This is a genomic window from Humibacter ginsengiterrae (assembly GCF_054780115.1).
The window spans coordinates 212263-235470 of the sequence record NZ_BAAGWY010000002.1 but is presented as its reverse complement, the minus strand read 5'-3'; the positions used below and the strand labels follow the sequence as shown (position 1 = coordinate 235470).

At 65.8% G+C, this 23208-nt stretch carries 22 protein-coding genes; 5 read left to right on the top strand and 17 right to left on the bottom strand.

All coding sequences use genetic code 11. The annotated features are described in order from the left end of the window. Positions 1-6: 6 nt before the first annotated feature. The 6 genes from ACYVII_RS03585 to ACYVII_RS03560 form a co-directional block, all read right to left on the bottom strand. Positions 7-345 carry a hypothetical protein gene (locus ACYVII_RS03585; RefSeq protein WP_460531113.1) on the bottom strand — a complete coding sequence of 113 codons (339 nt, stop codon included), beginning with the start codon at positions 343-345 and terminating at the stop codon, positions 7-9. Next, on the bottom strand, positions 345-1862 hold the full coding sequence (locus ACYVII_RS03580) for a hypothetical protein (RefSeq protein ID WP_460531110.1): 1518 nt from the start codon (positions 1860-1862) through the stop codon (positions 345-347). The genes ACYVII_RS03585 and ACYVII_RS03580 overlap by 1 nt, the downstream gene beginning before the upstream one ends. Continuing rightward, positions 1855-2016: a hypothetical protein gene (locus ACYVII_RS03575; protein WP_460531107.1), complete on the bottom strand. Its 162-nt coding sequence runs from the start codon at positions 2014-2016 to the stop codon at positions 1855-1857. Before ACYVII_RS03575 ends, ACYVII_RS03580 begins: the two co-directional genes overlap by 8 nt. Beyond that, a complete protein-coding gene (locus ACYVII_RS03570; RefSeq protein ID WP_460531104.1) occupies positions 2013-3131 on the bottom strand; it encodes a hypothetical protein in 1119 nt (372 codons plus the stop codon). The genes ACYVII_RS03575 and ACYVII_RS03570 overlap by 4 nt, the downstream gene beginning before the upstream one ends. Positions 3132-3170: 39 nt before the next feature. Continuing rightward, on the bottom strand, positions 3171-4706 hold the full coding sequence (locus ACYVII_RS03565; RefSeq protein WP_460531101.1) for a hypothetical protein: 1536 nt from the start codon (positions 4704-4706) through the stop codon (positions 3171-3173). Between the two features lie 265 nt (positions 4707-4971). Continuing rightward, a complete protein-coding gene (locus ACYVII_RS03560; protein WP_460531098.1) occupies positions 4972-5214 on the bottom strand; it encodes a hypothetical protein in 243 nt (80 codons plus the stop codon). A 531-nt stretch (positions 5215-5745) separates the two neighbouring features. On the opposite strand from ACYVII_RS03560, the gene ACYVII_RS03555 reads away from it, so the two are divergent. Then, entirely contained in the window at positions 5746-5985 is a 240-nt protein-coding gene (locus ACYVII_RS03555; RefSeq protein WP_460531095.1) for a hypothetical protein, read from the top strand. Positions 5986-6199: 214 nt separating this feature from the next. Here ACYVII_RS03555 and ACYVII_RS03550 read toward each other — a convergent pair whose 3' ends face one another. The 5 genes from ACYVII_RS03550 to ACYVII_RS03530 form a co-directional block, all read right to left on the bottom strand. After that, positions 6200-7234 (bottom strand): AAA family ATPase, encoded by a 1035-nt coding sequence (locus tag ACYVII_RS03550; RefSeq protein ID WP_460531092.1) that lies wholly within the window; start codon positions 7232-7234, stop codon positions 6200-6202. Between the two features lie 59 nt (positions 7235-7293). Continuing rightward, complete coding sequence (locus ACYVII_RS03545) at positions 7294-7827, bottom strand: hypothetical protein (protein ID WP_460531089.1); 534 nt, start codon at positions 7825-7827, stop codon at positions 7294-7296. A 186-nt stretch (positions 7828-8013) separates the two neighbouring features. After that, positions 8014-8244, bottom strand: coding sequence for a hypothetical protein (locus ACYVII_RS03540; RefSeq protein WP_460531086.1), 231 nt, complete (start codon positions 8242-8244; stop codon positions 8014-8016). A gap of 94 nt (positions 8245-8338) precedes the next feature. Further along, the gene (locus ACYVII_RS03535; protein ID WP_460531083.1) at positions 8339-9934 is read right to left on the bottom strand and encodes a recombinase family protein; all 1596 of its coding nucleotides are present in this window, start codon (positions 9932-9934) and stop codon (positions 8339-8341) included. After that, positions 9931-10110 (bottom strand): hypothetical protein, encoded by a 180-nt coding sequence (locus ACYVII_RS03530; protein ID WP_460531080.1) that lies wholly within the window; start codon positions 10108-10110, stop codon positions 9931-9933. Before ACYVII_RS03530 ends, ACYVII_RS03535 begins: the two co-directional genes overlap by 4 nt. Positions 10111-10352: 242 nt before the next feature. Between ACYVII_RS03530 and ACYVII_RS03525 the strand changes: the two genes are divergently transcribed. Then, the gene (locus ACYVII_RS03525; RefSeq protein WP_460531077.1) at positions 10353-10841 is read left to right on the top strand and encodes an Rv3235 family protein; all 489 of its coding nucleotides are present in this window, start codon (positions 10353-10355) and stop codon (positions 10839-10841) included. 13 nt (positions 10842-10854) lie between these two features. On the opposite strand, the gene secA is transcribed toward ACYVII_RS03525, so the two are convergent. The 6 genes from secA to mtrA all read right to left on the bottom strand — a co-directional run bounded on the left by secA (position 10855) and on the right by mtrA (position 19784). Continuing rightward, positions 10855-13668, bottom strand: a complete 2814-nt coding sequence (secA, locus tag ACYVII_RS03520; RefSeq protein WP_460531074.1) for a preprotein translocase subunit SecA — start codon at positions 13666-13668, stop codon at positions 10855-10857. Positions 13669-13891: 223 nt separating this feature from the next. Further along, positions 13892-14593, bottom strand: a complete 702-nt coding sequence (hpf, locus tag ACYVII_RS03515) for a ribosome hibernation promotion factor (RefSeq protein WP_460531071.1) — start codon at positions 14591-14593, stop codon at positions 13892-13894. A gap of 145 nt (positions 14594-14738) precedes the next feature. Continuing rightward, positions 14739-15419, bottom strand: a complete 681-nt coding sequence (locus ACYVII_RS03510) for a ComF family protein (RefSeq protein ID WP_460531068.1) — start codon at positions 15417-15419, stop codon at positions 14739-14741. 132 nt (positions 15420-15551) lie between these two features. After that, a complete protein-coding gene (locus ACYVII_RS03505; RefSeq protein WP_460531066.1) occupies positions 15552-17297 on the bottom strand; it encodes a GerMN domain-containing protein in 1746 nt (581 codons plus the stop codon). Next, positions 17294-19090 carry an MtrAB system histidine kinase MtrB gene (mtrB, locus tag ACYVII_RS03500; protein WP_460531063.1) on the bottom strand — a complete coding sequence of 599 codons (1797 nt, stop codon included), beginning with the start codon at positions 19088-19090 and terminating at the stop codon, positions 17294-17296. Before mtrB ends, ACYVII_RS03505 begins: the two co-directional genes overlap by 4 nt. A gap of 10 nt (positions 19091-19100) precedes the next feature. Further along, positions 19101-19784 carry an MtrAB system response regulator MtrA gene (mtrA, locus tag ACYVII_RS03495; RefSeq protein WP_460531060.1) on the bottom strand — a complete coding sequence of 228 codons (684 nt, stop codon included), beginning with the start codon at positions 19782-19784 and terminating at the stop codon, positions 19101-19103. 189 nt (positions 19785-19973) lie between these two features. Here mtrA and ACYVII_RS03490 point away from each other — a divergent pair, with 189 nt between their 5' ends. The 3 genes from ACYVII_RS03490 to ACYVII_RS03480 are packed head-to-tail and all read left to right on the top strand — an operon-like array spanning position 19974 to position 23178. Continuing rightward, positions 19974-21299, top strand: a complete 1326-nt coding sequence (locus ACYVII_RS03490; RefSeq protein WP_460531057.1) for a hypothetical protein — start codon at positions 19974-19976, stop codon at positions 21297-21299. Next, the gene (locus ACYVII_RS03485) at positions 21296-22012 is read left to right on the top strand and encodes a DUF4129 domain-containing protein (protein WP_460531054.1); all 717 of its coding nucleotides are present in this window, start codon (positions 21296-21298) and stop codon (positions 22010-22012) included. The genes ACYVII_RS03490 and ACYVII_RS03485 overlap by 4 nt, the downstream gene beginning before the upstream one ends. After that, on the top strand, positions 22009-23178 hold the full coding sequence (locus tag ACYVII_RS03480) for a DUF4350 domain-containing protein (protein WP_460531051.1): 1170 nt from the start codon (positions 22009-22011) through the stop codon (positions 23176-23178). The genes ACYVII_RS03485 and ACYVII_RS03480 overlap by 4 nt, the downstream gene beginning before the upstream one ends. Positions 23179-23208: the final 30 nt, after the last annotated feature.

Sequence of the window (23208 nt, the reverse complement as noted above, 5' to 3'; positions counted from 1 at the left end):
GTCACCTCAGTAGAGCGCGGGCAGGGCTGCGGGCGGTCGGATGAGCGCCTTGACGGTCCAGTCCATCGGAAACGGGCGGATGACGAAGGTGTCTTCGCCCATCTGGCCGTTACCGGCATCCACCTTGGATGCGTTCCAGAGGTTCCGGGTTTGGAGTAGTTGCGCGAGCCGGATGTTCACGGGAACGGCCGCATCATCGACCGACACGCCCGCATAGCTGACAACCTGACCCTTAGCGGATTCGAGAAGGGTCGCCAGGGTCAGGTCATCGGCGGGCGCGCCCGACCACTCGGCACGCGCACTCGTGGTGTCGTGCCAAGTGGTCGGGATCGTGGGGTCAGTCATCAGGCGACGTAGGGGGTGACCTTGATGAGCGCCTTCGGCTCGTTGATGACGACCGAGGCGTATCCGAAGATGCCCGAGTCCACATTGCCGTTCGCGATGTTCGCCAGGTTGGCGCGGATCGGCACCCCCGGCAACTCGTACAGTGTCGCGGCCGGTGAGGCACCCACGAGCACATCCGTGTCCCCGAGGAGCGGCGACACCGTGATCTTGAACTCATCGATCTGCGAGTCTGTGCCATCCAGGTCGAGCGCCGCGTTCAGGTAGGCGAGCGCGTTCACCTGCGGCGTCTTCGCGATGGACTTCCAGTAGCCCTTACCGACCACGGCGAAGCTCGGCGTGTAGTAGTTCGCGAAAACCTCGGTAGCGCCATCGATCAGCGCCGACATGGCCGGGCCAGCGGCGATGCCCGAAGGGTTGTCCGCCTCAACGGCGGTCGCGCCAGCGAGGATCGAGGTTGCCGCGAGGTTATCCACCCACTTCTGATACCCGAGTGCCTGTGCTGCGTAGAACGCCTCCAGGAATCCCGGCGTGTTGAAGTCGAAGTGCTCGCGTGCGACCGAGTTGGCGCCAGCGAATCGCTGGATGCCCTGCGTGAACGGGGTGACCGTGACGGAGCCGGACGTTACAGCCGCGCCGTTGCCCGCCCAGTTGCCGCCAGTCGGAAGACCGCCGTCCTCGAACTTCCAGCCGACAACCTGGGTCGCGGTGAGGTTGGCGTGCGAGATGAGGTTTGAAATCTGGCGACGGTAAGCCAGGTCTCCCCACAGCTCGCCGATCCACTGCGGGGCGACAGTATCGACACCCACGCCGCCCGTACCGTCGTACGGCACCTCGGTGAGGCTTGCGAGCAGCGTGGTATCGCCCACGTTCGCCCGCTCCATGATCTCGAAGACCTGCTTCTTGGTGAGCGGCTTCTTTTCCGCGGATGCGCTCGCGGTCAGCGTGTTCAGAACCTCAGTGTCTGCCACGTCGGTACTTCCTTCCGGTTGAGGGATTTTGGGGGTTTCCGGCGTGGCCGGTTCCTGCTCCTCGGGGGTTTCCGAGGGAGTCTCGGGGGTCTCGGCCTCGTCCGTGTCCACAGCGGAGGCGAGAAGCGTTGCGGAGGGGAATGCAGGCTTCGCGACAAGTGCAGCTGCGAACAGTCGCCCAGCGATGCCTTTGCCGTCCTTGATCTGGACCCCCGATACCTCTGCCGAGAGGTTCTTTCGAGCGCCGGTTGCGATATCTTCTAGTGCCGCGTCGCCTTCGGGGGTCTCGGCGATCTTGAACGTTGCGACGATTCCGGCCGGGGTCTCGTGTGCGGTCACGGCTCGGCCCACGGGGCTCTCGCGCTCGTGCTCGACATTCAAAGAGACAGTGTTGGACACGTCCGAGGGAATCTCGACCGCTCCGGCGTCGAAGCTGAACCGACCGAGGTTGGAACGGCACTCTTCGCCGTACGGCACGAGAAGGCCGGACACGATCCGATCGGAGGCGTTCGCCGTGAGGGTTCCGGCGTCAAGGATGATGTCAGGCATCGGCAGCCTTCTTTGGCGCGCCATTGGCGATGTACGCCGAGAAGACCTCGGCAAGACTGATCACAACGTCAGCCCGCGTGTTGTTGCCATGAGCTTTTGTGAGCACGTCTGCCGAAAGCTTCAGCGCCTCCGTGCGAATCTGTTCGGGCGTCATTCGGTTGTCTCCGTTTCGATGTCGTCGACGGGCGCAGAGTCGCCCGAGGTGTCGGGAGCAGTGAGCGGAGCAGGCGGAACGTTGTCGTTCGGCTCACGGATCGTTGCGGGAGGCACGAAACGCACCGTGCGACCTTCCGGCGTCACGTCGTCCTGGGAAAGTCGAGCCTCGAGCGGCGCGGTCCAGAAGTTCACGTCTAGCTCGTAGAACTGCTCCCGCTCGCCCTCCTTGGTGGAGTACTGAAGCGAGCGCTCGTTGAGAGTCGCGTCAAGCAACGTGGCCCGCATGTTCGTGAAAGCGCCTACGTCCACGCGGACAGCGTTCCGACCTTCGATATAGAGGTCCGTAGCGGTCTGACCGTGATCGATCAGGGTCACGCCCTGAGGCGTAGCGGCGACGGAGAGCGTGCCGGCCGCATGGCGCGAAGCGAAGTCCTGCACCATGGCAGTCATCTCGTCAGTGGTCAGGTTCGCATCGGCGCCCACGTTGATCTCGAGAAGCGGAATTGGTGATTTCATGCGAGCGGTCCAAGCCCGCTCAGTGTCAATGGCGCCGCGCAGGGTGCGCTCGGCAATATTGAGCAGTCCGTCGTACGGCGGATTGAAGAGCACATACTGCTCGGGGCGGCGGGGCTGTCCATTGATGAGCAGTTGGCCGTCTTCAATCACCCATCCGCGATCACGAATGCCGAACGGACGATAACTGGCCGTGAGGATTCCGCCGAACGAGTCGCGGGTGACTTCCCACAACGCCATGCCGTAGAAGATCAGATCGTCGTACGTCCACGCCATCCTCTGGAAGGGCGAGATATCACCCGACTTGTCGGCCATCCACGCAGCGGCCGGGTCAACGACATTGCCGTCCGCATCGACCTCTTCGAGAGTCCACGTCGGGACCGTGCCAAGAATCAGGTTCCGCGCCTTCGCGACGGCCGGGATCGTCATGGCCTCCATGCGCGTCATCGGCTGAACTGGCGTCGCGCCGATGATGTCACTGAAGACGACCGTGGAGAGCGAACCATTAGACCACGGGCTAACGAAGTCGCCGATGTTGACGCCGCCGTTTACAAGGTCGATCGGCTTAGAACCGATGCCTAACCACGACAGCAAACCCATACAGTCAGTTTACGGTATATTCATAGCATACTCACAGACTTATGCAGCGAAGGGTACGAAGGAGACTCTTCCGGCTTCCGTGTCGTAGGCGCGCAACGCTAGCGCAGCGGCCTCGATCGCCGCTATATCGTCATCGGGCTTGGCGCGACCGAAGGCGAAACCGTTCACGCCCACCTTGCGTTTCTTCGCTCGCAATGCGGCGCCCGAGAGTTCCGATTGGCGCCAGTGGCCAAGATTCCCGGTGTCCACCTCGCGCACAAGTGCCGCCGATGCGGCCGTTACGTCTCGGGTGCCCATCGGGGCGAAGCGTGGGCGCGGCTGCATCGTCTTCATCGCCTCTACCTCGGGCACGATGACGCCGAGAGTGTCATGGGCGATCGGCGCGCGATACTTCGCGGCCAGCTGCACCGCTTCACCGGCGAGCCATGCCACGCCGGGGCGATGCTTGAGCAGCAGCAGACGCGCCTTGCCGTCATCGTCACGCCATGCGGCCACGATCGCAGCTGAACCCTGCGAGATGGTCGCCGAGACGCCGAGGCTGAACTTCTTCGGTGGCTCCGGCTGCCCCTCCGCGAGTTCGCATGCGTTCCACTTCTGCGGGCGGATCACGCCGGGGCTGCCGCCCTCGTCGCCGAATACCCCGAGGTATTCGCGTAGGAATCTGTCAGGCGGCATCGACTCGAAGTTGCGTTGCACGCTCTCGATGGTGGTCAGCGTGTCCACGCCGGGATGCACGTGCCGTACGTACGGCTCTACGGCTCCCCAATCGGGAATGTCTTCTACGGTGAGTTCATCGGCAATCGAGTAGTCGATGATGCCGATGGAGCCGCTACGCCCGCGTTCCAGCCAATCCCAGAGCAAGTTACCCCGCCGGTAAACGCCTGCCGTTCCGGCCACGATGATCTGTGAGCCGGGGCGCGTGTCCATCGTCGGCAACGCCGCCGCCAAGGTGTCCTCTACCTTGCCGGGGTCAGGCTCCCCCGCCTCGTCAAGGATCACGAGGTCGAAGGCTTCGCCTCGAAGGTCGTTGACGGAGGAGAGCCACTGGACGAAGGAGCCTGCGGGCCATTCCACGCGCTCCTGTCCCGCGCTCTTCACAATCTTGAACGGGCGTTCATCCTTCTCCGGATACGCGCGCTCCAGTACCGGCACCACGTCTTTCGCGAACCGCGACCGCCCGGCCTTGCCCGAGGTCATCGTGAGGATGCCGACGCGGTAGTCATCCCGATTCGCAGCGCGACCCAGCGATAGCGCAATGAGCGAGGTCGATTTAGACGAGCGGCGAGGGAGAAGGAATGCGGCAGCGTTCACGCCATCCGCGCTGAGCACGTCCGCTACAAGCAACTGTTGCGGGTGAATCTTCTTCAGTCTCAGAAGCTCGCAGCCGTGCAGGAATTCACGCCGATCATCCTCAGATTCGCCGAGGTCTGACAACGCGCGCGGGGAAAGTCCCGCGTCCCGAATCGCGTTCCAATCGAAAGTTCGACCATCGAACAAAAACGGGGTGCTGCCACCAGGCCGGGGTAGTAACGGCATTGAAAAATCGCACCCTGCCAGGTGCTCGGCGTCACTCACCATAGCTCGCGCTCTCGCCAGTCAGTGCCGTTCTTCTTCGCGTTGCCACGCTTGCCGCCATCGCTACGGTTACATCGCCGATGTGCCACGCCCACATGATCAGTACGCCCACCCATCGCCAGGTCAACGACATGAGCGGCATCCCACAACATCGAGATATCGACCACGCCACCGCAATGGATGCAGGGCGCTGGAAGTGTACGCGCCAGGCGCTGCCGATGCTTGGCATTGACCGAGGTCCACTTGACGGCGCGATGATGCCTGCTCACAGGGCAGCGCCCCACGCTCGCACTCGCTCCATCTCGGCATCCATCTCCGCGAGTTTCTTATAGATCAAGCGCCGCAGTTCATGCCAGGCCACGTCTAGCTCGCTCCCCAGTGGAGCACGCAGATACAGTGCTCGTGCTCGCACCTCCTCGAACTGCGCCATGAGTTCGTTGCGCTCGTCTTGGAGGTCAAGCATCGCTAGCAGCGCATCCTGCTTGGTGTGCAATGTGCGCTGCATCATGCCGCCCTACGCCGCGCGTACGATTCGCGCTGCCTTCTCGCCTCGTACGCCCGGAGGCAGGTTAAGCACCGGCCGTACTTATGGATCGGCTCGCCGCACTCGAAGCACTCGCCAGCAAGCCGCTTGAGAGTCCGCTCGCTGTATTTGCCGTGCCGGTAGCCATGCCGTAGCACCGTGAAGCACTCACGGCAATAGCTCTTGATTCCGCGCCCCGGAACCTCCAGATGGCACCTGGCGCACAGCCGACGCGACGGCTCCGGAATATCCACAGGGGATGACCGAGTCACACCGTGCCTTGCTGCATGCTTCACCGCTAAGTCGGTCACCTCGCCACGGTGGAATCTCACGCCGAGCGAGCCGCACTCATCGCACCACGCAACGCCGCATAGCCCAGACCAGTCGAACGTCACTGGCCCAATCCGGCGCACATAGGAGAGTGATGACATATTCACAGTCTACTCTCAGTGAGTGCGCATCCCCTTGTTATGGGGCAGTGCGCTGGCCGGGCACTCGCCGTTACCCTCACGAAGCATGAGGACGACGAACAAGCCACTCGTGGCGCTCACCTGGATCACGGTTGCTGCACTCGCGGTCGGCTTGGTTCTCTTGCTGTGGGGTATGTACCTCGCGAGCATGACCATCTTTCCGAGCTACGTCTCTACGGGTGTCCTGATGACATCGCTCGGCGCGGGCATTGCTGGCAGTGGCACGCTCGGGCTCTTCTTCACCCTCACGGCTGCCGCCATCGTTCACGCTATACGGCAGCGATAGCGGCCTTTAGTCTCAGTTCAAAGTCTCACTCTCCGTACTTAAGTACTACGAGCTGAGACTTTGAGATTTTCGAAGTCGAATCGCCTTCTCACCAGGTATTTTTCTTGACCAGATGCCCCATAGTCTCAGTCTCGTGAGACTTTGGGACTTTCGGCGAGACGACGAACGCCCCGGCGCTCCTTCTGGAGCATCCTGGGGCGTTGGTCGTGATGGGTCAGGCGGCTTGTGCCTCGGACTCGGCGGCGACGAGGTAGGTGCCGTGTGCCACCTTGAGTAGCCGACCGGTCGCCATCAGATTCTCAATGGTGCGCAGAGCCGTATTGCGACTGCACTCTCCGTTGAGCATGATGGTCTCGCGAAGCTTGGCGGTCTTGTACGTCTGACTTGTAATCAAGCCTGTGAGCGGATCGACCACGAGCCGGGGCGATGACGTGACTACCGCAGAATCGAGCGCTGGCCGCAGTCTTAGACCCTTGATGCGGTCGCCTGGCGCGTCCTTCATCTTGCCGTGGTCTTCCGTCCGGCTCGACATGCTGAACCCCTCCGAGTTGCCTTCGAGCACCCAGACGACATCCGGCTCGGACTGGAAGGCGAAGGAGCCATTCACGTCGCCCGTCTTGTTCGCGTGATGAACGATCAGGACGGAGCAGTCCGGCGCGGCCTGACGGAGCCTCAGCGCGTTACGGAAGACTTCAGTGACGAGCGCCGAATCGTTCTCATCCTTCACGGCTGACAACTTGCGGAACGTATCGAGCACTACGAGGCCGAATCTCTCGCGCTTGATGATCTCCGCTAGCCGCTCCACGCTCGCCTCACTCGAAAGGTTCACGCCCGTCTCGGCGAGCATGAAGCCATCATCTGGCACGGTGACGCCATGGAACGCTTCATGCGCCTCTACGCGCCCAGGGAAGCCGCTAACTCCCTCACCCGCGATGTAGAGCACCCGCGCGGGCTTGACGGGCCGACCGAGCCACGACGAGCCGGAGGCTACCGAGAGGCTGATGCCCAGAGCCGTAAAGCTCTTTCCGATTCCGGGCGGTCCGGCCATGAGCACGATGGACGACTCGGGAATGATGTCTTCCACGAGCCATTCGGGGCGTTTGCGGGCGCGGATCTCGGCCACTGAGTGCAGCGGGATCTCGATGTCAGCTGCGGTCTCTTGGTCGATCTCACGCTGCGCCCATTGCCGATTCTTGAGGCGCTGGAGTTCTAGTGCAGCTTCGGGGTTCGGTGCCTCGCCGCGCGCCATGTTCGCCGCTGCGATCGTGTGCCGGAGTCCAGCCGGGATGAAGTCGATAATGTCGCCCATCACTTCACCCACTCTGTTTCCGCGCCGCCCAGGACGATGCGAGCCGCGATGCGGTCAACGGTGCCCGGCGCGCCAAGCCGGTTGAGGAACTTCCGGTTCTGGCGAGCGAGCCATATGGCATCGTCTGACTTTCGTTCCTCTTCAGCCCAGGCCGCATGCTGCCGTGCCGAGGTCTCTGCGTCCCGCTCATCTTGAGCGACCTGCTCGGGCGTGCGCTGCGCGTGCCCGTCCTCGTGCAGTATGTTCATCACGGCGTTGGCTGTCAGCGCCCAGAGCTCGGGTGCATCCGGGAACTCATCATGTGCTGCGGCTTCGAGCGAGGCGCGCATGAGGGTATCGGCGCGGCTGTTCCGCCAGAGGGCCTTATGCGCGCCGATGACCTCCAGCTGAGTGGCTGCCCGCTCGAGGAATCGTGAGAGTGGCAGCCACGCACGGATGGCGTCGCTTTGGTCGGTGAATGCTACGCGGATGATATCCGCGCTTAGGGTCTGGAAAGATCCTTCGCCTCGGTACGGCAATTGTTTTCCTAACATCTCTTGTTTGCTTTTTCCATTGGTTCTCCCATGTCAAGGCTACTGCCGGGAGTGCGGTTACTCACATGGCTGAAATATGAAAGAACCCCCGAGCGCGCCAGCAAACTCGGGGGTTCTCCATGTGGGAGAAAAAGAAGGATGTTAGGAATCCAACTAACTCCATCCTACTTGCGATTCATCGACTACTCACACACGCTCCCCCGCCCAAACGAGTTCGGCGAAGTGTTCCGCGTCAAGCCACTCCAGGAGTCGCTTCCGGTAGTCGCCCTTCATGTGCTGCGAACGTTCAAAGGTCAGCGCGCGGGCGAGTTCATAGACCGTCGGCAACTCCCCCGCCTGGCAGCGCTGGCACTCCAAGTCAGGCTCGATGATGTGCCAGCCCGCTCCATGGGACTGCGCGTGTTCCTCGGCGGTCACCGCTTGCCCCGTGAGGCTCGGATGACGGCCCAGAAGATGGCACCGCATGCTGCAGCGATGATTGCAGTGAGCATTATTGATTCTCCAGTTTCTGCTAAGAGCGCTCGATAGGGTGGAATTCGATCTTCCGTTTTCCGCCGAACGCTCGCGGGTTATCGGGATCTGTCAGCCAAAGAGGTTTGCGCGGCTGACCTCGCGTTGAATTGATAACGACATGCACGGTTGCACGCACGAGATTGCGCCGATCTTCTAGCGGCAAGGCATCCCATCGCTCACGGAATGTCTCACTAGCCGAAAGAGAGGCCGATATGAGATCGGCATTATTCCGCTGACCTTCCATCGCGGCATATGCGAACCGCGCTACCTCTTCCGCTAGTTCCTTCGCGATGCCCGTAACTGCACCCAAGCTGGATGCTCTGGCCTGCTCAATGCGTGTGCCAAGTTCGTCAATATCGTTGGAAATCTTCGCGAGCTTCTGCCGGATGTGCGTGAGGTTGGCGCCCGGCATGAGCGCTATCTCTTGTGCTTGAATGCGCTGCGCCTCAAGTTCGGCTCGCTGAGCGATAAGCGGCGCGACACGCTCAGTCGGAGCCTCATCGTCGTCCCCTTGTTCCGCTCGATGCCTGAGGACGCTCAGCACTTCACCCGGTACGAGATTGTCGAGCACGTCGCATTGCACCGTTCCGTGGTGCGATCCCGGCTCTTTCTCGACAGCGCCGCACCGGTAGACCGCGTAATGCCTCCAGCCACCGCCCCGCACGGCCGTGCGCGTCGTGGTAGGTCGCATGGCAGCGCCGCACGTGCCGCACTCGGCAATACCGGTCATGAGGTACTTGACCTCACGGCTGAACGTGTTCGGTCGTCCAGGATCGTTGAGGACTGCCATGAGCAGATCAAACTTTGCGGCGTCGATGATGCCGAAGTCACCGCTTCCAACGACCTCACCCCGATGGACGATCAGGCCAGCATTACGAGGGCGACGAAGGAGGTTGAGTGTAGATCCCGCCGTCCAGCGAGCCGCTACCGGCGTCCGGTCCTCGCGTTCCGCCGCCTCTAACTCCTTCCGGGGAATCACGGGCGTGATGCCGTCCGCGTTCCATTGCTTTGCGACGGACCACAGCGAACCGCCATCGAGAACATGATCGACGGCCCACCGAAGCGCTTCGGCTTCGTCCTCGCGCACGGTAACGCCATCCGGCTCCCATCCGAACGGGCGCTTGGTGACGATCGGGCGCCCCTTCGCCACGATGTGATCATTTGCCGAGCGAACGCGGCGAGCGATGCGGCGTGACTCCCGCTTGTTCATGCCAGAGCGGACAAGGCTCATGAAGTCGTCATCGTCGTTGGCAGGGTCGATCTCGCCCTCATACTCTGTGTGCCAGACGATATCGTTTGCCACCGATGCGATAGCGAGCCGTTCGCGGTCCATCGGTGAGCGCTCGAACCGGCTCTGTTCCTTCGCAATGAGAAGGTCAAAGTCGCCGGCCTTGGTGCGTTCTAGGAGGTCTTCGAAGTCTGGTCGACGCTCGCCCTTGGTGGCGCTGATTCCGTCGTCAACGAATACTGCGATGACATCGGCGTCGAGTTGATCGGCCAGCCGCCGACAGTCCGCCTCTTGGTTCTTGACGCTCGGGACATTCGGGTCTTTCTTGCTGATTCGGCAGTAGATGGCTGCGCGGCGCCGAGTCACGCGTTCACCAACGCCGCGAGGGCTTCAATCTCGGTGGGCGTAAGGACGATCGTTGCGTCGAGTTGGCGTATCTCAACACATCGCCCGAGGCGACCGACCGCTTGCACAGCAAGGAGCGGCGAGGTCTCGGGATCGAGCACTACGGGCTCGGCGTACTGAGTTTCAGATTGCGACACGTTGCCTCCTTCTCGTCACTTGCTTGAGCATACTTTGTCCCAGCGCATGAGAAGCCAACGTAGTGCGGCGAAGCGCATACGCGAAGGGATTATCAACAGGGCACCAACGCCGTGGACCGAATTGTCTGGCCGCTGGTTGAGTGACATGCCAAACACCCCCGAAGGCGGGGTGGTGGCGCATCCGAAGCGCCGTGTACGCCTGCCTTCGCGACCGCCAAGGCACCCGACCGCAGGGAGTACCGATGAGCCAGGCAACGCTGCCGCTTCCGTCGCACGACGACCCAGGGGATGTGCGGCAGGCGTCGGGAGGCACGACGTCGCACAGCCGGGTGCCGCTCAGTCACGGCCTCGGCGACGACTTCTTCATGGCGCAGCCGTCGCGCCGAGCAGAGTTGCCCGATCCCGAGCCGCTGCTGACGAACCTCGCGCGATGCATCCTCGAGGTGCTGGCCGGCGCACGCGAACTGGAACAGTTGAACCGCTGGGTCACCGACGAGGTCTATGCAACGCTGTTGCACCGCACGGTGCTGGCCGAGCGCGCCCGGCGGGTGAAGGGCCTGAAGGCGGTGCGGCCCGCGCTCAGCGTGCTCAGCACGCACATCAGCGAACCGCGCGACGGTGTGGTCGAGGCCACGGTCGTCGTGCGCAATCCGGTCAGGGTGCGGGCCGTGGCCATCCGCCTCGAGGGGCTGGACCGGCGCTGGCGCGCCTCTGCCATCAGCGTGCTCTGACGCGCTTACACGGTCAGCGGCGGCGGCGCTCCTGCGCGCGACGCTCCGCACGGTTCATCGGCTCCTGGTCCGTCTCCGCACGCTGGCCGAACGCGCCTCGCGAGGCGCTCTGCTGCTGTTGCTCGGCGACGGCCTCCTCCTGCGCGGCGATCTGGCGGCGCCGCGCGCGCTCAGCACGCTCAGTTGCGGCACGCTCCACCTGTCCACGCTGGTTGCGAACCTCCACGCTGCCGTCGTCGCTCGGAGCAGAGTAGCTGAGCCGCTGCTGCTCGTCCGCGGCGGGTGCGAGGCCCTTCGCTTCCACCTCGGTGATCTCACCTGCCGCCTGCGTGACCTCGACCTCGAGGTTGAACAGGAACCCGACCGACTCCTCGCGGATCGCGCCCATCATCTGCTGGTACATCGCGAAGCCCTCGCGCTGGTACTCCACGAGCGGGTCGCGCTGCGCCATGGCACGCAGGCCGATGCCGTCCTTCAGGTAGTCCATCTCGTAGAGGTGGTCGCGCCAGCGGCGGTCGATCACCGAGAGCACGACCCGGCGCTCGAGCTCGCGCATGGCCGGGGAGCCGAGCTGCTCCTCGCGACGCTCGTAGGCGAGCCGGGCATCCGAGAGCACCTCGCGCTTCATGTATTCGCGGTTGACCCTGCCCTTGTTCCCCACCTCGGCGATGACCTCGTCGATGGAGATCCCCACCGGGTAGAGCACCTTGAGATCGGCCCACAGCGCGTCGAAGTCCCAGTCGTCGGCGCTGGCCTCTGCAGTGTGCTGGTCGATGACCTCGGTGATCACGTCTTCGAGGAACTGCTGCACCCGCTCGTGCAGGTCGTCGCCCTCGAGGATGTGCCGCCGGTCGTTGTAGATCGCCTCGCGCTGCCGGTTGAGCACGTCGTCGTACTTGAGCACGTTCTTGCGGATCTCGGCGTTGCGCGCCTCCACCTGTGCCTGGGCGGAACGGATGGCGCGGCTCACGACCTTGGACTCGATCGCCAGGTCGTCGGGCACGTTGCTGCGCCCCATCAGGCTTTCGGCGGCACCCGCGTTGAACAGCCGCATCAGGTCGTCGGTGAGCGAGAGGTAGAAGCGGCTCTCGCCCGGGTCGCCCTGACGCCCGGAACGTCCGCGCAGCTGGTTGTCGATGCGCCGGGACTCGTGTCGCTCGGTGCCGAGCACGTAGAGTCCGCCGACCTCGATGACCTTCTCCGCCTCTTCGGCCACCGTCGCCTTGACGCGGTCGAAGACGGCGTCCCACTCCGCCTCGTACTCCTCGGGAGTCTCGACCGGGTTGAGGCCGCGGGCGTTCATCTCGGCCACGGCGATGAACTCGGCGTTGCCGCCCAGCATGATGTCCGTTCCACGGCCGGCCATGTTCGTGGCCACAGTGACGGCGCCGAGCCTTCCGGCCTGCGCGACGATGGCAGCCTCACGCGCGTGGTTCTTCGCGTTCAGCACCTCGTGCCGTACGCCCTTCTTCGCCAGAAGGCGCGAAAGGTACTCGCTCTTCTCGACGCTGGTCGTGCCTACGAGAACCGGCTGGCCCTTCTTGTTGCGCTCCAGGATGTCTTCGGCGACCTGCAGGAACTTGGCCTCCTCGTTCTTGTAGACGAGGTCGGACATGTCCTTGCGGATCATCGGCTTGTTCGTCGGGATGACCACGACGCCGATCTTGTACGTCGACATGAACTCGGCCGCCTCGGTCTCGGCAGTACCGGTCATGCCGGACAGCTTCTTGTAGAGGCGGAAGTAGTTCTGCAGCGTCACCGTGGCAAGCGTCTGATTCTCGGCTTTGACCGGCACGCCCTCCTTGGCCTCGATGGCCTGGTGGATGCCCTCGTTGTAGCGCCGGCCCACCAGGATGCGGCCGGTGTGCTCATCGACGATCAGAACCTCGTCGTTCATCACGACGTAGTCCTTGTCGCGCTTGAACAGTGCGTTCGCCTTGATCGCGTTGTTGAGGAACGAGATGAGCGGCGTGTTGGCCGACTCGTAGAGATTGTCGATGCCGAGATAGTCCTCGACCTTCTCGATGCCCGGCTCGAGGACGCCGACGGTGCGCTTCTTCTCGTCGACCTCGTAGTCCACATCCGGCTGCAACCGTGTCGCAAGCCTGGCGAACTCGTTGAACCACCGGTTCGCCTCGCCGCTGGACGGACCCGAGATGATCAGCGGGGTGCGGGCCTCGTCGATGAGGATGGAGTCCACCTCGTCGACGATCGCGAAGAAGTGGCCCCGCTGCACCATGTCGGATGCCTGCCACGTCATGTTGTCGCGCAGATAGTCGAATCCGAACTCGTTGTTCGTGCCGTACGTGATGTCTGCCAGGTACTGCTCGCGGCGCTCGTCGGGCGTCTGCCCGGCCAAGATCACGCCGGTGGTCATGCCGAGGGCGCGGAACACGCGACCCATCAGCTCGCCCTGGTAGCTGGCCAGATAGTCGTTGGTGGTGACGATGTGCACACCACGGCTGGCGATGGCGTTGAGGTAGGCCGCCGTCGTGGCGACCAGCGTCTTTCCTTCACCGGTCTTCATCTCGGCGATGTTGCCGAGATGAAGCGCCGCGCCGCCCATGATCTGCACGTCGAAGTGCCGCATGCCGAGCGTTCGCACAGCGGCCTCGCGCACCGCAGCGAACGCCTCGGGCAGCAGGTCATCGAGCGACTCTCCGTTGCCGTAACGCTCGCGCAGCTCCGCGGTCTCGTTGCGCAGTTCCTCGTCGGTGAGGGCTTGGAAGTCTTCCTCGAGCGCGTTCACGGCTCGGGCGTATGCCTCGAGCCGCTTGAGCGTGCGACCCTCGCCGACACGCAGCACCTTTTCGAGAACTGAGGCCACTGATGCACTCCAAGTGTTTTCGCGGGGGATGCCTCGAGGCATCCGTCGTCCCGGGTTGACGGTGCCGGCCCGCCGGACGGCAACGCCACTCATGTTACCGGGCTGTGACCTGGCGATGCCGGATGACCTCTGGGCGGTCGCTGGAGGTTCGCCGCAACCCGTCCACGCGTGAACGCGAGGGAGGGCGCGTGCGTCGGCGCGCGCCCTCCCTCGCCTGAATCGATCAGACGCGGCCGAGCTTGCGCGAGGCGGTGGCCACCTCCTGCAACTCGTCGGCGTTCTCATCGAGCGCGATCACGCCGTAGTCCCAGCCCTTGCGGCGGTACACCACGGAGGGGCGCCCGGACTCCTCTTCGATGAAGAGGTAGAAATCGTGGCCGACCAGCTCCATGTAGTAGAGCGCGTCGTCGACCGACATGGGAACGGAGGCGAACACCTTCTTGCGGATGACCACGGGGCAGTACTCATCGGCTTCCTCCGCCGCTGCTGCCTCCTCCACCACGGGAACGGCGCCGGTGCGCACCTGCTCGAGCACCGTGACCGGGGCGGGCGTGACATCCACCCGGCCGAGACCCACCGTGGACGCCTCGCGCACCGATGGCGGTCTGTGCAGGCCCCGGTGGATCTTGCGGCGGTCCTTAGCGCGTCTCACGCGCTCCAGCAGCCGCCCGATCGCCAGGTCGAACGACGCGTACTTGTCGGCGGCTGTGGCCTCGGCGCGAACGACGGGTCCCGGGCCGACGAGCGTCAGTTCGACTCGGTCGTCGCCGTTCTGACCTCCGGACTTCTCGTTGTGGCGGGAGACCTTGATCTCCAGCGAGAGAGCTCGCTCGGCGAGCGAGCCGACCTTCGCGGCCTTCTCCGTCGCATATTCGCGGAAGCGATCGGTGATGCCTACGCCGAGTCCGAAGATGTTGATTTCCATGGCGACCTCCTGCTTCCAGTGCGGCCGTCGCCCGTACGGAAGGGGCGGCTGGACCGACACCTTTCCCCTAACCGTAGACCGGGCCTCGATGGATGTCACGGACGACTTCACGGGTGTCCAGCAAGCGCGCGGTTTGTGACGACGATCACCCCCGCCCGTTGATGGGGCCAGGGTGACGACGCGGTGTTCTGGCCAGCACAGCGGCCCCGATGACGTGCGCGCCCGCGGATGCCAGTGCCCGCCTCGCCTCCAGGAGAGTGGCTCCCGTGGTGAGGATGTCGTCCACGAGCAGCACACGGCGTCCCGCGATCCAGCCGCGCGGCTCCAGCCACCCCGAGCGGTTCTGAAGACGCGACGCCGCCGTCAGTCCCGACTGGTCCGCGGCCTGGCGCCTCGCCTTCAGCGCGGGCTCGGCCCGCAGCCCGGCGTGCTGCAGAAGCAGTCGGACCGGGGTGTAGCCGCGGGCACGGAACGCGGCGCGAGACGACGGGACGGTCGCGAGATGCACGGAGCCCGTGGAAGGTGTCGAACCGAGAGCGTGCGCGACCGCCGACGCGAGAGACGGCGCAAGGTGCGCGCCGGCATCCGTTCGGCCACCGTCCTTGTAGGCGGCGAGCGCGGAACGCACGATGCCGTCGTAGTCGTTCGCGTAGACGACGCGCAGGCCGTCGAGATCGACCTCGCGCGCGGCAGGGCGCAACGCGGCTGCGCACGGGTCGCAGAGCGAGCGGTCGTGCTCGCCGCAGCCCGCGCACGTCGTGGGCGCGACGACGGCGAGCGCGTCGAGCAGAGCGGACCTCAGCCTGATTCCTGTCTGCATCGGCATTCGTCCAGCGTGGACGACGATGCGTGCGTCACACTGGCGCGCAGCCGCCTCGGCGCAGAGCTGATCCGGTGCCGAGACTGGGGACGGAGAGCGGACGGACGGCGAGGAACCGCAGCCGGCCGTCGCCCAGCGTCACTGCGGTTTGCCGAGCTGCTGCCCGATGAACTGCACGCCGTCCGCGCGTTGCTGCCAGCCGGTTCCGCGCGGCCATTGCAGCGAGCCGTCAGAGGTGAGCACCCAGTAGTACGGCGTGGAGCCGACGGGGCCCAGGCTGACGCCGTTGCTGGGACCGGGGGCCGGCTGCGAGTCGCCACCGACGGTCTGCACATCGATCGAGCTCTCCCCGCCTGATCCGGTGGCCAGGGCGCCGAGGGTGAGGTCGTCCAACCAGCTGAGGGAGGTCGCGGAGCCGCCGGCTACCGATCCCAGGTCGATCGGGGTGGCCACGCTCTCAGGCCGGCCGCTGGAGCTGCGCACCACCCCGGCCACCATGATGTCGGTTCCGGAGTCGGTGCGCACGAGCGCCGCGAGCCGCGTGCCATCGCGCGACATCGCGATCGCCACGAGCGAGCGGGCATCCGGCCAGGTCGCCGTGAGCGTCACCGGCGTACCCGAGGCTCCCAGCACCACGAACTCGGACGGCGCCCCGCTCGTGGCGCTCCATGCGTACCCCTGCGGATCGAGCGTGGGAGCCACTAGGCCGGGCCTTGTGTCGAGTTGTACCGGATCATCCGTGTCGGCCCGCACCACCCAGCTGGCGTTCTGGCCCAGCACCACGGCCGTTCGGTGGTCGGCGGAGAGCGTCGCGGCACGCGGTGCGAGCTGTTCGACCTTGGTCGAGACATCCGGGATCTCCGTCACGGTTGCCCCGGAGAGCAGCCCGAACTTGCCGCCACGAAGTACGAGTGCGTTGGAATCCACCACCGGATTCTGAACGGGTTGCGGTGAGAGCGCGTTCGACACCGGGCGCTGCACGCCCTCGATCGAGATGCGCACGTTATTGATGCCGGCGACCGAGGCCAGCGATTCCGAGAGCTGCAGCTGCATGCGCGCGAGGGTGGTGGCATCCACCGCTCCGGCCGTGCTGTTCAGGTCGACATCGGCCTCGCCGCCGTTGACCGTGACCGAGTCGGAGGTGAGCTGCGATCCCTGCGGGAACGCGCTGACGTAGGCGCCGGACAGCCAGCTCGCCGGGCCCTGCACCAGCTCCTTGACCACGCGCGTCTGCAGCGAGGCGGGTGAGTTCGGGAACCAGCGCTCGTCGGGCACCAGATAGGCGAGATCGGGGCTGAAGAAATAAAGCGGATGCGGCGCGAAGACGCTCGGGAACCGGGAGCTGTCGATGATGACACCGTTCGGCGCCTTGGCGATGCGCCACTGCCCGTCGTTCTTGACGAACGTGTACTGCTGCTGGATGCCCGTGGACGACTCGGCCCTGCTGTAGGTGCCGTCGGCGTCGACGAACGCAACCGGCGTGAGCGTGAGCATGATCTGGTTGCCGCCGGCGGGTTCATAGTCGCGGTCGGAGCCGGTGTCGACCGTGACCGATGCGTCGGGGTTCCACTTGCTGCGGAAGCTCGTCGCGAGGAAGTCGCGGGCCACCTGGTAGTCGCTCTGCGGTGACACCTGCGCCTGGATGAAGCCCTTCAGGATTTCGTCCTGTGTCGCCCCTGGCGCTGGCCCGCTGGGCAGGAAGTCCACCTGGCCGAGTCCGTCGTTCTGGGCGCTGATCGGACCGACCTCTTTGACGGCACTGGTGCGCGGTATCTGTGCGCATCCGGCGATGAGCGCAAGCACGGCCATGGCGACGACGGATGCCCGCAGCCCGCGCCTGCGTCCCGTTCCGTTCGCCGCCCTCGTCGTGCCGTCGCCCCTCATGCCTTCACCGTCCCCTCGCGTCCGTTTCCTCGCCCGTCACGTCCGTTGGCGTGCGCGTCCTGCTTGCGACTGTCACCGCGCCACCAAGCGTTCCGGCGTTCGCGGCCGGATGCCCGGCCGTTGCCTCCCGACGTTCCGTTTCCGTTGTCGTCGCCGTCGTGCTGGGCACCGATCAGCTCATGGCCGATCGGACGGTCCTCCGCGTCGCGCGGGGCATCCGACGGTGCCAGCGGGATCGGAGAGGACGCGATCGGTTCCCCGGGTACACGAGGCAGGGTGAGGCGGAAGTTCGACCCCTCGTGCGGGCTGGACCAGACATCCAGCCACCCGTCGTGCTTCGCCGCATCTTCGAGCGAGATGGCAAGACCCAGCCCCGTTCCGCCGATGGTGCGCTTGCGCGACGGGTCGGCGCGCCAGAACCGGTCGAACACGTGCGCGACCTCGCGCTCGGTCATGCCGAGGCCGTAGTCGCGAACCGAGAGCGCCACCGCGGACTGATTACTGTCCACCGTCACGACGATGGACTTGCCCTCGCCGTGCTCGATGGCGTTGCCGAGCAGGTTGCGCAGCACGCGGCGAACACGCCTCGGGTCCATCTCCACCTCGAAGTAGCCGCCGGGCGCCTCCAGGCGCACCTCGGAACCGTTCGTCACCGCCAGCGGCCGCATGTCGTCGACGGCTTCTTCGGCCAGCCGCACGAGGTTGGTGGGCTCGAGCTCGAGCACCACCGATCCCGCGTCATACCTGCTGATCTCCAGCAGATCGGAGAGCAGCCGGTCGAACCGCTCGACCTGCGCGTGCAGCAGTTCCGCCGTGCGGGCCGTGGCCGGTGGGAAGTCCTCGCGCTGGTCGTAGATCACGTCACCGGCCAGGCGGATCGTGGTCAGCGGCGTACGCAGTTCGTGCGAGACGTCGCTGACGAAACGCTGCTGCAGTTGCGAGAGCGTCGCGAGTTGCGTGATCTGCCGTTGCAGGGCATCCGCCATTCCGTTGAACGAGCGCGCGAGTGTCGCGAACGCGTCTTCGTTCGCGATCGGCATACGCACCTCGAGGTCGCCGTCCGCGAGCCGCTGACTGGTCTGCGCGGCGACGCGGATCGGGGTGACGATGAGCCGGACCACCAGGTAGGTGATGCCGGCGATGAGCAGCAGCAGCACGAGCCCGACGATGAGCAGAGTGTGCTGGACGAACAGGAGGGTCTGCTCGGAGTCCGACAGGTCGTAGCCGATGTAGAGCTCGTAGCGGCCGGCGGAGGGCAGCTGCAGTTGCGATCCGACCACGATTCCCGGATGCGTCGAGCCGTCGGACGACGGCAGGGCGACCGACTGCGCGAACACCGAGTGCGGGGCCGACTGCACGGCCTTGCTCAGATCCTTGGTGATCACGTCACGACCGGAGCCGAACGTCGAGACGCCGACGGGGGCCGCAGCGTCGATCCCCTGGCCGGGGACGCGGAAGGATGCCACGAGACCGCTCGTCGTCGAGTTCTTGATGTCGCCGAACACCTGGAGGAACAGGTTGTCGATCGCTTCGGGATCGGTGGCGTCGGATGCATCCAGCTTCTTCTGCGCCTCCGTCGTGGCCCGAGCCGAGTCGTGGTAGGCCTGGTCGAGCCTGGACTGATACAGGCCGTTGCCGACGATGAACGAGACCAGAAAGCCGGCGACCAGCACCGCGGCCCCGGTGAGAGCCACGGTCAGCAGCACGGTGCGGAACTGCAGCGAGGTGCGCCACACGTGCGCGAAACGGGCTGGCCACTCCCGCCACCGTCGCCAGTCGACGCCGAAGAGCATGGGGCGACCGTCAGGGTGTGGCGCCGGCGCGGTAGCCGACACCGCGCACGGTCATGACGATCTTCGGGTTGTCGGGGTCTTCCTCCACCTTCGCCCGCAGCCGCTGCACGTGCACGTTCACCAGTCTGGTGTCGGCCTTGTAGTGGTAGCCCCAGACCTGCTCGAGCAGCATCTCGCGGGTGAACACCTGCTGCGGCTTGGAGGCGAGCGCGATCAGCAGATCGAACTCCAGCGGCGTGAGGTTGATGCGCGCCTCTCCCCTGCGCACCTCGTGCGCGGCCACGTCGATCTCGAGATCGCCGACGCGCAGGGTATCGTCCGCGGGTGCGGAGACGTAGGGACGCAGCCGGGTGCGGATGCGCGCCACCAGCTCTTTGGGGTTGAACGGCTTGACCATGTAGTCGTCGGCGCCGGACTCCAGGCCCTTGACCACGTCAGCGGTGTCGGACTTGGCGGTCAGCATGATGATCGGCACGCCGGATTCGGACCGGATGCGCGAGCACACTTCGATGCCGTCCATTCCCGGCAGCATCAGATCGAGCAGGATGAGATCGGGTTTGGTCGCGTGGAAGCTGTCGATCGCGATGGCTCCGTCGGCGCAGAAGCTCGGCTCGAAGCCCTCAGTGCGCAACACGATGCCGATCATCTCGGCCAAGGCGGTGTCGTCGTCGACCACCAGGATTTTCGCGTTCATGCCAGTCAGGGGTCCTGATTCCTCTTCTGTGCCCGCGGAAGGCGACCACGCGGGCGAGACCATGGCACAAGAGTAGTCGACACGGTGCAGGGGTTCCCCGGAGCTCCACGCCGTTCCGTCGCCCCCTGTTCGGGCGTTGTGCCAGGATGAGTGGACTCCAGCATCGACTTCGGCGGCAGGTAATCAGCGGTGAGCGACTCCCACGATCCGGGTGCACCCGATCCGGATGGTCAGCGCCCGGGGGCCGAGGGCGAATCGCGACCAGCGTGGACGGCGCCTGCGTCGTGGGCGCCGCCGACGGCTCCCCCGGTGTACGGGCAGCAAAACGGGCAGCAGCCCGATGGGCGGCAAAGCTGGCAGCAGCCCCAGTGGGACCAGCAGGGTTGGCAACGGCCCGCGTGGCAACCCGGCTGGCAGCAGACCGAATCAGCCGGCCAGCAGCAGCCTGCGTGGCAGCAGCCAGGCGCCGCCGGCTGGACACCGCCGTCCAGACCCGGCCTTTTCCCGCTGCGGCCGCTTCCGTTCGGAACGCTTTTCGGCACACCGTTCCGGGTGCTGCGGCACAACCCGCGCGCCACGGTGGGCGGCGCGCTTATCGTGCGGCTCATCTCCACGTTCGCGACCGTGCTCGTGGTGGGGCTCACGGCGGTCTTCGCCGTTCTGCGCATCGCGACGACCGATCAGAGCTCCCGCTCCGACATGCAGCTGATCACCGCGGGAAGCATCGCCCTGCTGATCGCGGCCCTGCTGGTCTCCGTGGTGATCTCCCTGATAGGCACGGCACTGGTGCAGGGGCTGGTGGCCTCTGAGGTGTCACGCGGCGCGCTCGGCGAGAGGCTGACCTTGCGCGCACTGTGGCGCGCCACCCGCGGTCACCGGTGGCGACTGATCGGCTGGACGGTGCTGCTGGCGGCAGCCGTGACAGCATCCTTCGCGCTCGTCGCCGCGGCGGCCGTGGCCTCTGCAGCAGCGGGCGGCTGGCTCGCGACCGTGCTCTTCGCCGTGTTCGCCTTGTGCGGGCTCGCCGCGCTCTGGATCTGGATCGGAACGAAGACGGCGCTCACCCCGAGTGTCATCGTGATCGAGAAGACGAACGTGTTCGCCGCGGTCGCGCGCTCCTGGCGTCTCACGGAGCGATCGTTCTGGCGCACGTTCGGCACGCTCGCCCTGGTCACCGTCGTGTGCTCGGTCGCCAGTTCGATCGTCACGATTCCGCTGCAGGCCATCTACTACATCGTGATCACGGTGATCAGCCCGACCGGGTCACTCCAGACCGGCAACGCGATCGTCGTCACCGTCGTCTACTACGTGATCTCGCTCATCGTCGGAACCCTCATCGGCTCGGTCACCTCCGTGGTGGAGGCCGCGACCGCGACGACCGTGTACCTCGACCTGCGGATGCGCCGCGAGGGCCTCGACGCCGATCTGCGCCGGGTGGTGGACGAGCGCGCCGGAGGCATCCCGGATGCCCGCGACCCGTTCGCGACGCCCGCCTGGGCCGCAGTACGCCCGTGATCGGCGGGATCGTGCAGTTCGTGCCGGCGGCGGTGCTGGTGCGACTCGCGGATGCCCCGCCACTGAGCCCGGACGGCCCAACGGCGCAGCAGTGGCTACGGCACGAGCTGGCGAAGCCGGAGTACCAGGCGGCGAAGCCGACGTGGTTCGACCGGCTGGCGCAGCAGATCGCGGAGTGGTTCAACTCGCTCGGGTCGAACGTCTCCGGCAACGCCGGCTGGATTCTCGCCGGCGTCGGCATCGCCGTCATCGCCGCGCTGCTGGTCGGCGCGTTCGTCGTATTCGGCCTGCCGCGGTTGCGAAGGCAGCAGCCGGCATCGGTCGTGTTCGACGAGGACGACGGCCGCAGCATCGCCGACCTGCGCAGGGATGCCGCCGACGCGGCGAGCGCGAGCCGGTATGAGGAGGCGGTGCGCGACCTGTTCCGTGCCGTTGCGCGCTCGCTGGGCGAGCGCACCATCGTGCTGCTTCTGCCGGGAACCACCGCACAGGAGCTCGCGATAGAGGCCTCGCTGGCGCTGCCGTCATTCGCCGACCGGTTGCATCGCGCCGCCGTGCTCTTCGACGGCGTGCGCTATATGGGACGCCCGGCGAACGCAGACGACTACACGATGCTCGTCGCGCTGGATCACGACCTCGCCAAGACCGCACCGCAGCACGCCGCACTGATCGGCGCGGACGTGCCGGTCGGCTCGCCGGGGACTGGACGATGACGGCCACCGCGCTCTCGCGCACGCCGCGGCAGACCCTGAAACGGGCGCGCGGCTGGATCGTGCTCGTTCTCATCCTCGTCGTCGGTTCCGGCATCGCGGCGGCCGTGCAGCTCTCGTTGGCGTCGACGTCGACAGACCCGATGAGCGCGTCCAATCCGGCGCAGCAGGGCGGCCAGGCGCTCGCCCGCGTGCTCGCGCAGCACGGCGTCGACGTGCGCCCGGCTGGCTCGCTCGACGCGGCGCGTCAGGCGGCATCCGCCCGTGACGACACCACGGTGCTGCTCTCGGATCCGAATGACATCCTGGATGCCTCGCAGCTGCGAACGGTGCTCCGCCTCGGTTCGGAGGTGGTCGCCATCGACCCCGGATACGACCAGCTGACGACGATAGCGCCGGGCGTGACGCTCGCGGGCGACCAGGCATCCAGCTCCGACTCGCCCCGATGCTCGGTCGTGGCCGCGCAGAACGCCTCGACCGTCTCGGGCGTGCGCACGGCGTTCCGGGTGACCGGCGCTGCGACCGGATGCTTCCCCGTCGGCGGCCGCGCGTACGCCGTCGCGCAGACCCGCACGGGTGGCGCCACGGTGACCGCCATCGGTGCCGGTCTGTTCAACAACGAGGGCATCGCGCGCACCGGCAACGCGGCGCTCGCCATCGGGCTCCTCGGCCAGCATCGAACGCTTCTCTGGTACCTGCCGTCCGAAGCGGATGCCCGCGCCACCGGCGCACCGACACTCGCCGAGCTGACGCCCGGGTGGCTGACTCCGGCGATCGTGCTGCTCATCGCGGTGACCGTCGCCGCCGCGATCTGGCGCGGACGGCGCTTCGGGCCGCTGGTCGTGGAGAATCTGCCCGTCGTGGTGCGTGCCGGCGAGACCATGGAGGGGCGGGCGCGGCTGTATCGCACCGCAGCCGCGCGAACGCATGCGCTCGATTCGCTGCGCGTCGGGGCGCTTCGCCGTATCGCGTCGGTGTGCGGACTGCCGCGGAACGCGCGCGCCGAGCAGGTCGCGGCATCCGCTGCCGCACTCACCGGGTGGCCCGCCGAACGCGTGCGCGAGGTGCTGCTCGACGGCCGCCCGCAGACGGATGCCGAAGCCCTTCACTACGCGGCCCGCCTCGCCGACCTGGAGGCGACGGTGCGCGCCGCCGCCCGCACCTCCTGACCGAACGTCGGGCCGCCGTCTCATGCCCTC

Coding starts and splice junctions, on each gene's coding strand:
- ACYVII_RS03585 (WP_460531113.1), bottom strand. CDS start 345: ATGACTGACCCCACGATCCCGACCACTTGGCACGACACCACGAGTGCG.
- ACYVII_RS03580 (WP_460531110.1), bottom strand. CDS start 1,862: ATGCCTGACATCATCCTTGACGCCGGAACCCTCACGGCGAACGCCTCC.
- ACYVII_RS03575 (WP_460531107.1), bottom strand. CDS start 2,016: ATGACGCCCGAACAGATTCGCACGGAGGCGCTGAAGCTTTCGGCAGAC.
- ACYVII_RS03570 (WP_460531104.1), bottom strand. CDS start 3,131: ATGGGTTTGCTGTCGTGGTTAGGCATCGGTTCTAAGCCGATCGACCTT.
- ACYVII_RS03560 (WP_460531098.1), bottom strand. CDS start 5,214: ATGATGCAGCGCACATTGCACACCAAGCAGGATGCGCTGCTAGCGATG.
- ACYVII_RS03555 (WP_460531095.1), top strand. CDS start 5,746: ATGAGGACGACGAACAAGCCACTCGTGGCGCTCACCTGGATCACGGTT.
- ACYVII_RS03550 (WP_460531092.1), bottom strand. CDS start 7,234: ATGGCGCGCGGCGAGGCACCGAACCCCGAAGCTGCACTAGAACTCCAG.
- ACYVII_RS03545 (WP_460531089.1), bottom strand. CDS start 7,827: ATGTTAGGAAAACAATTGCCGTACCGAGGCGAAGGATCTTTCCAGACC.
- ACYVII_RS03525 (WP_460531077.1), top strand. CDS start 10,353: ATGAGCCAGGCAACGCTGCCGCTTCCGTCGCACGACGACCCAGGGGAT.
- hpf (WP_460531071.1), bottom strand. CDS start 14,593: ATGGAAATCAACATCTTCGGACTCGGCGTAGGCATCACCGATCGCTTC.
- ACYVII_RS03510 (WP_460531068.1), bottom strand. CDS start 15,419: ATGCCGATGCAGACAGGAATCAGGCTGAGGTCCGCTCTGCTCGACGCG.
- ACYVII_RS03505 (WP_460531066.1), bottom strand. CDS start 17,297: ATGAGGGGCGACGGCACGACGAGGGCGGCGAACGGAACGGGACGCAGG.
- mtrB (WP_460531063.1), bottom strand. CDS start 19,090: ATGCTCTTCGGCGTCGACTGGCGACGGTGGCGGGAGTGGCCAGCCCGT.
- mtrA (WP_460531060.1), bottom strand. CDS start 19,784: ATGAACGCGAAAATCCTGGTGGTCGACGACGACACCGCCTTGGCCGAG.
- ACYVII_RS03480 (WP_460531051.1), top strand. CDS start 22,009: ATGACGGCCACCGCGCTCTCGCGCACGCCGCGGCAGACCCTGAAACGG.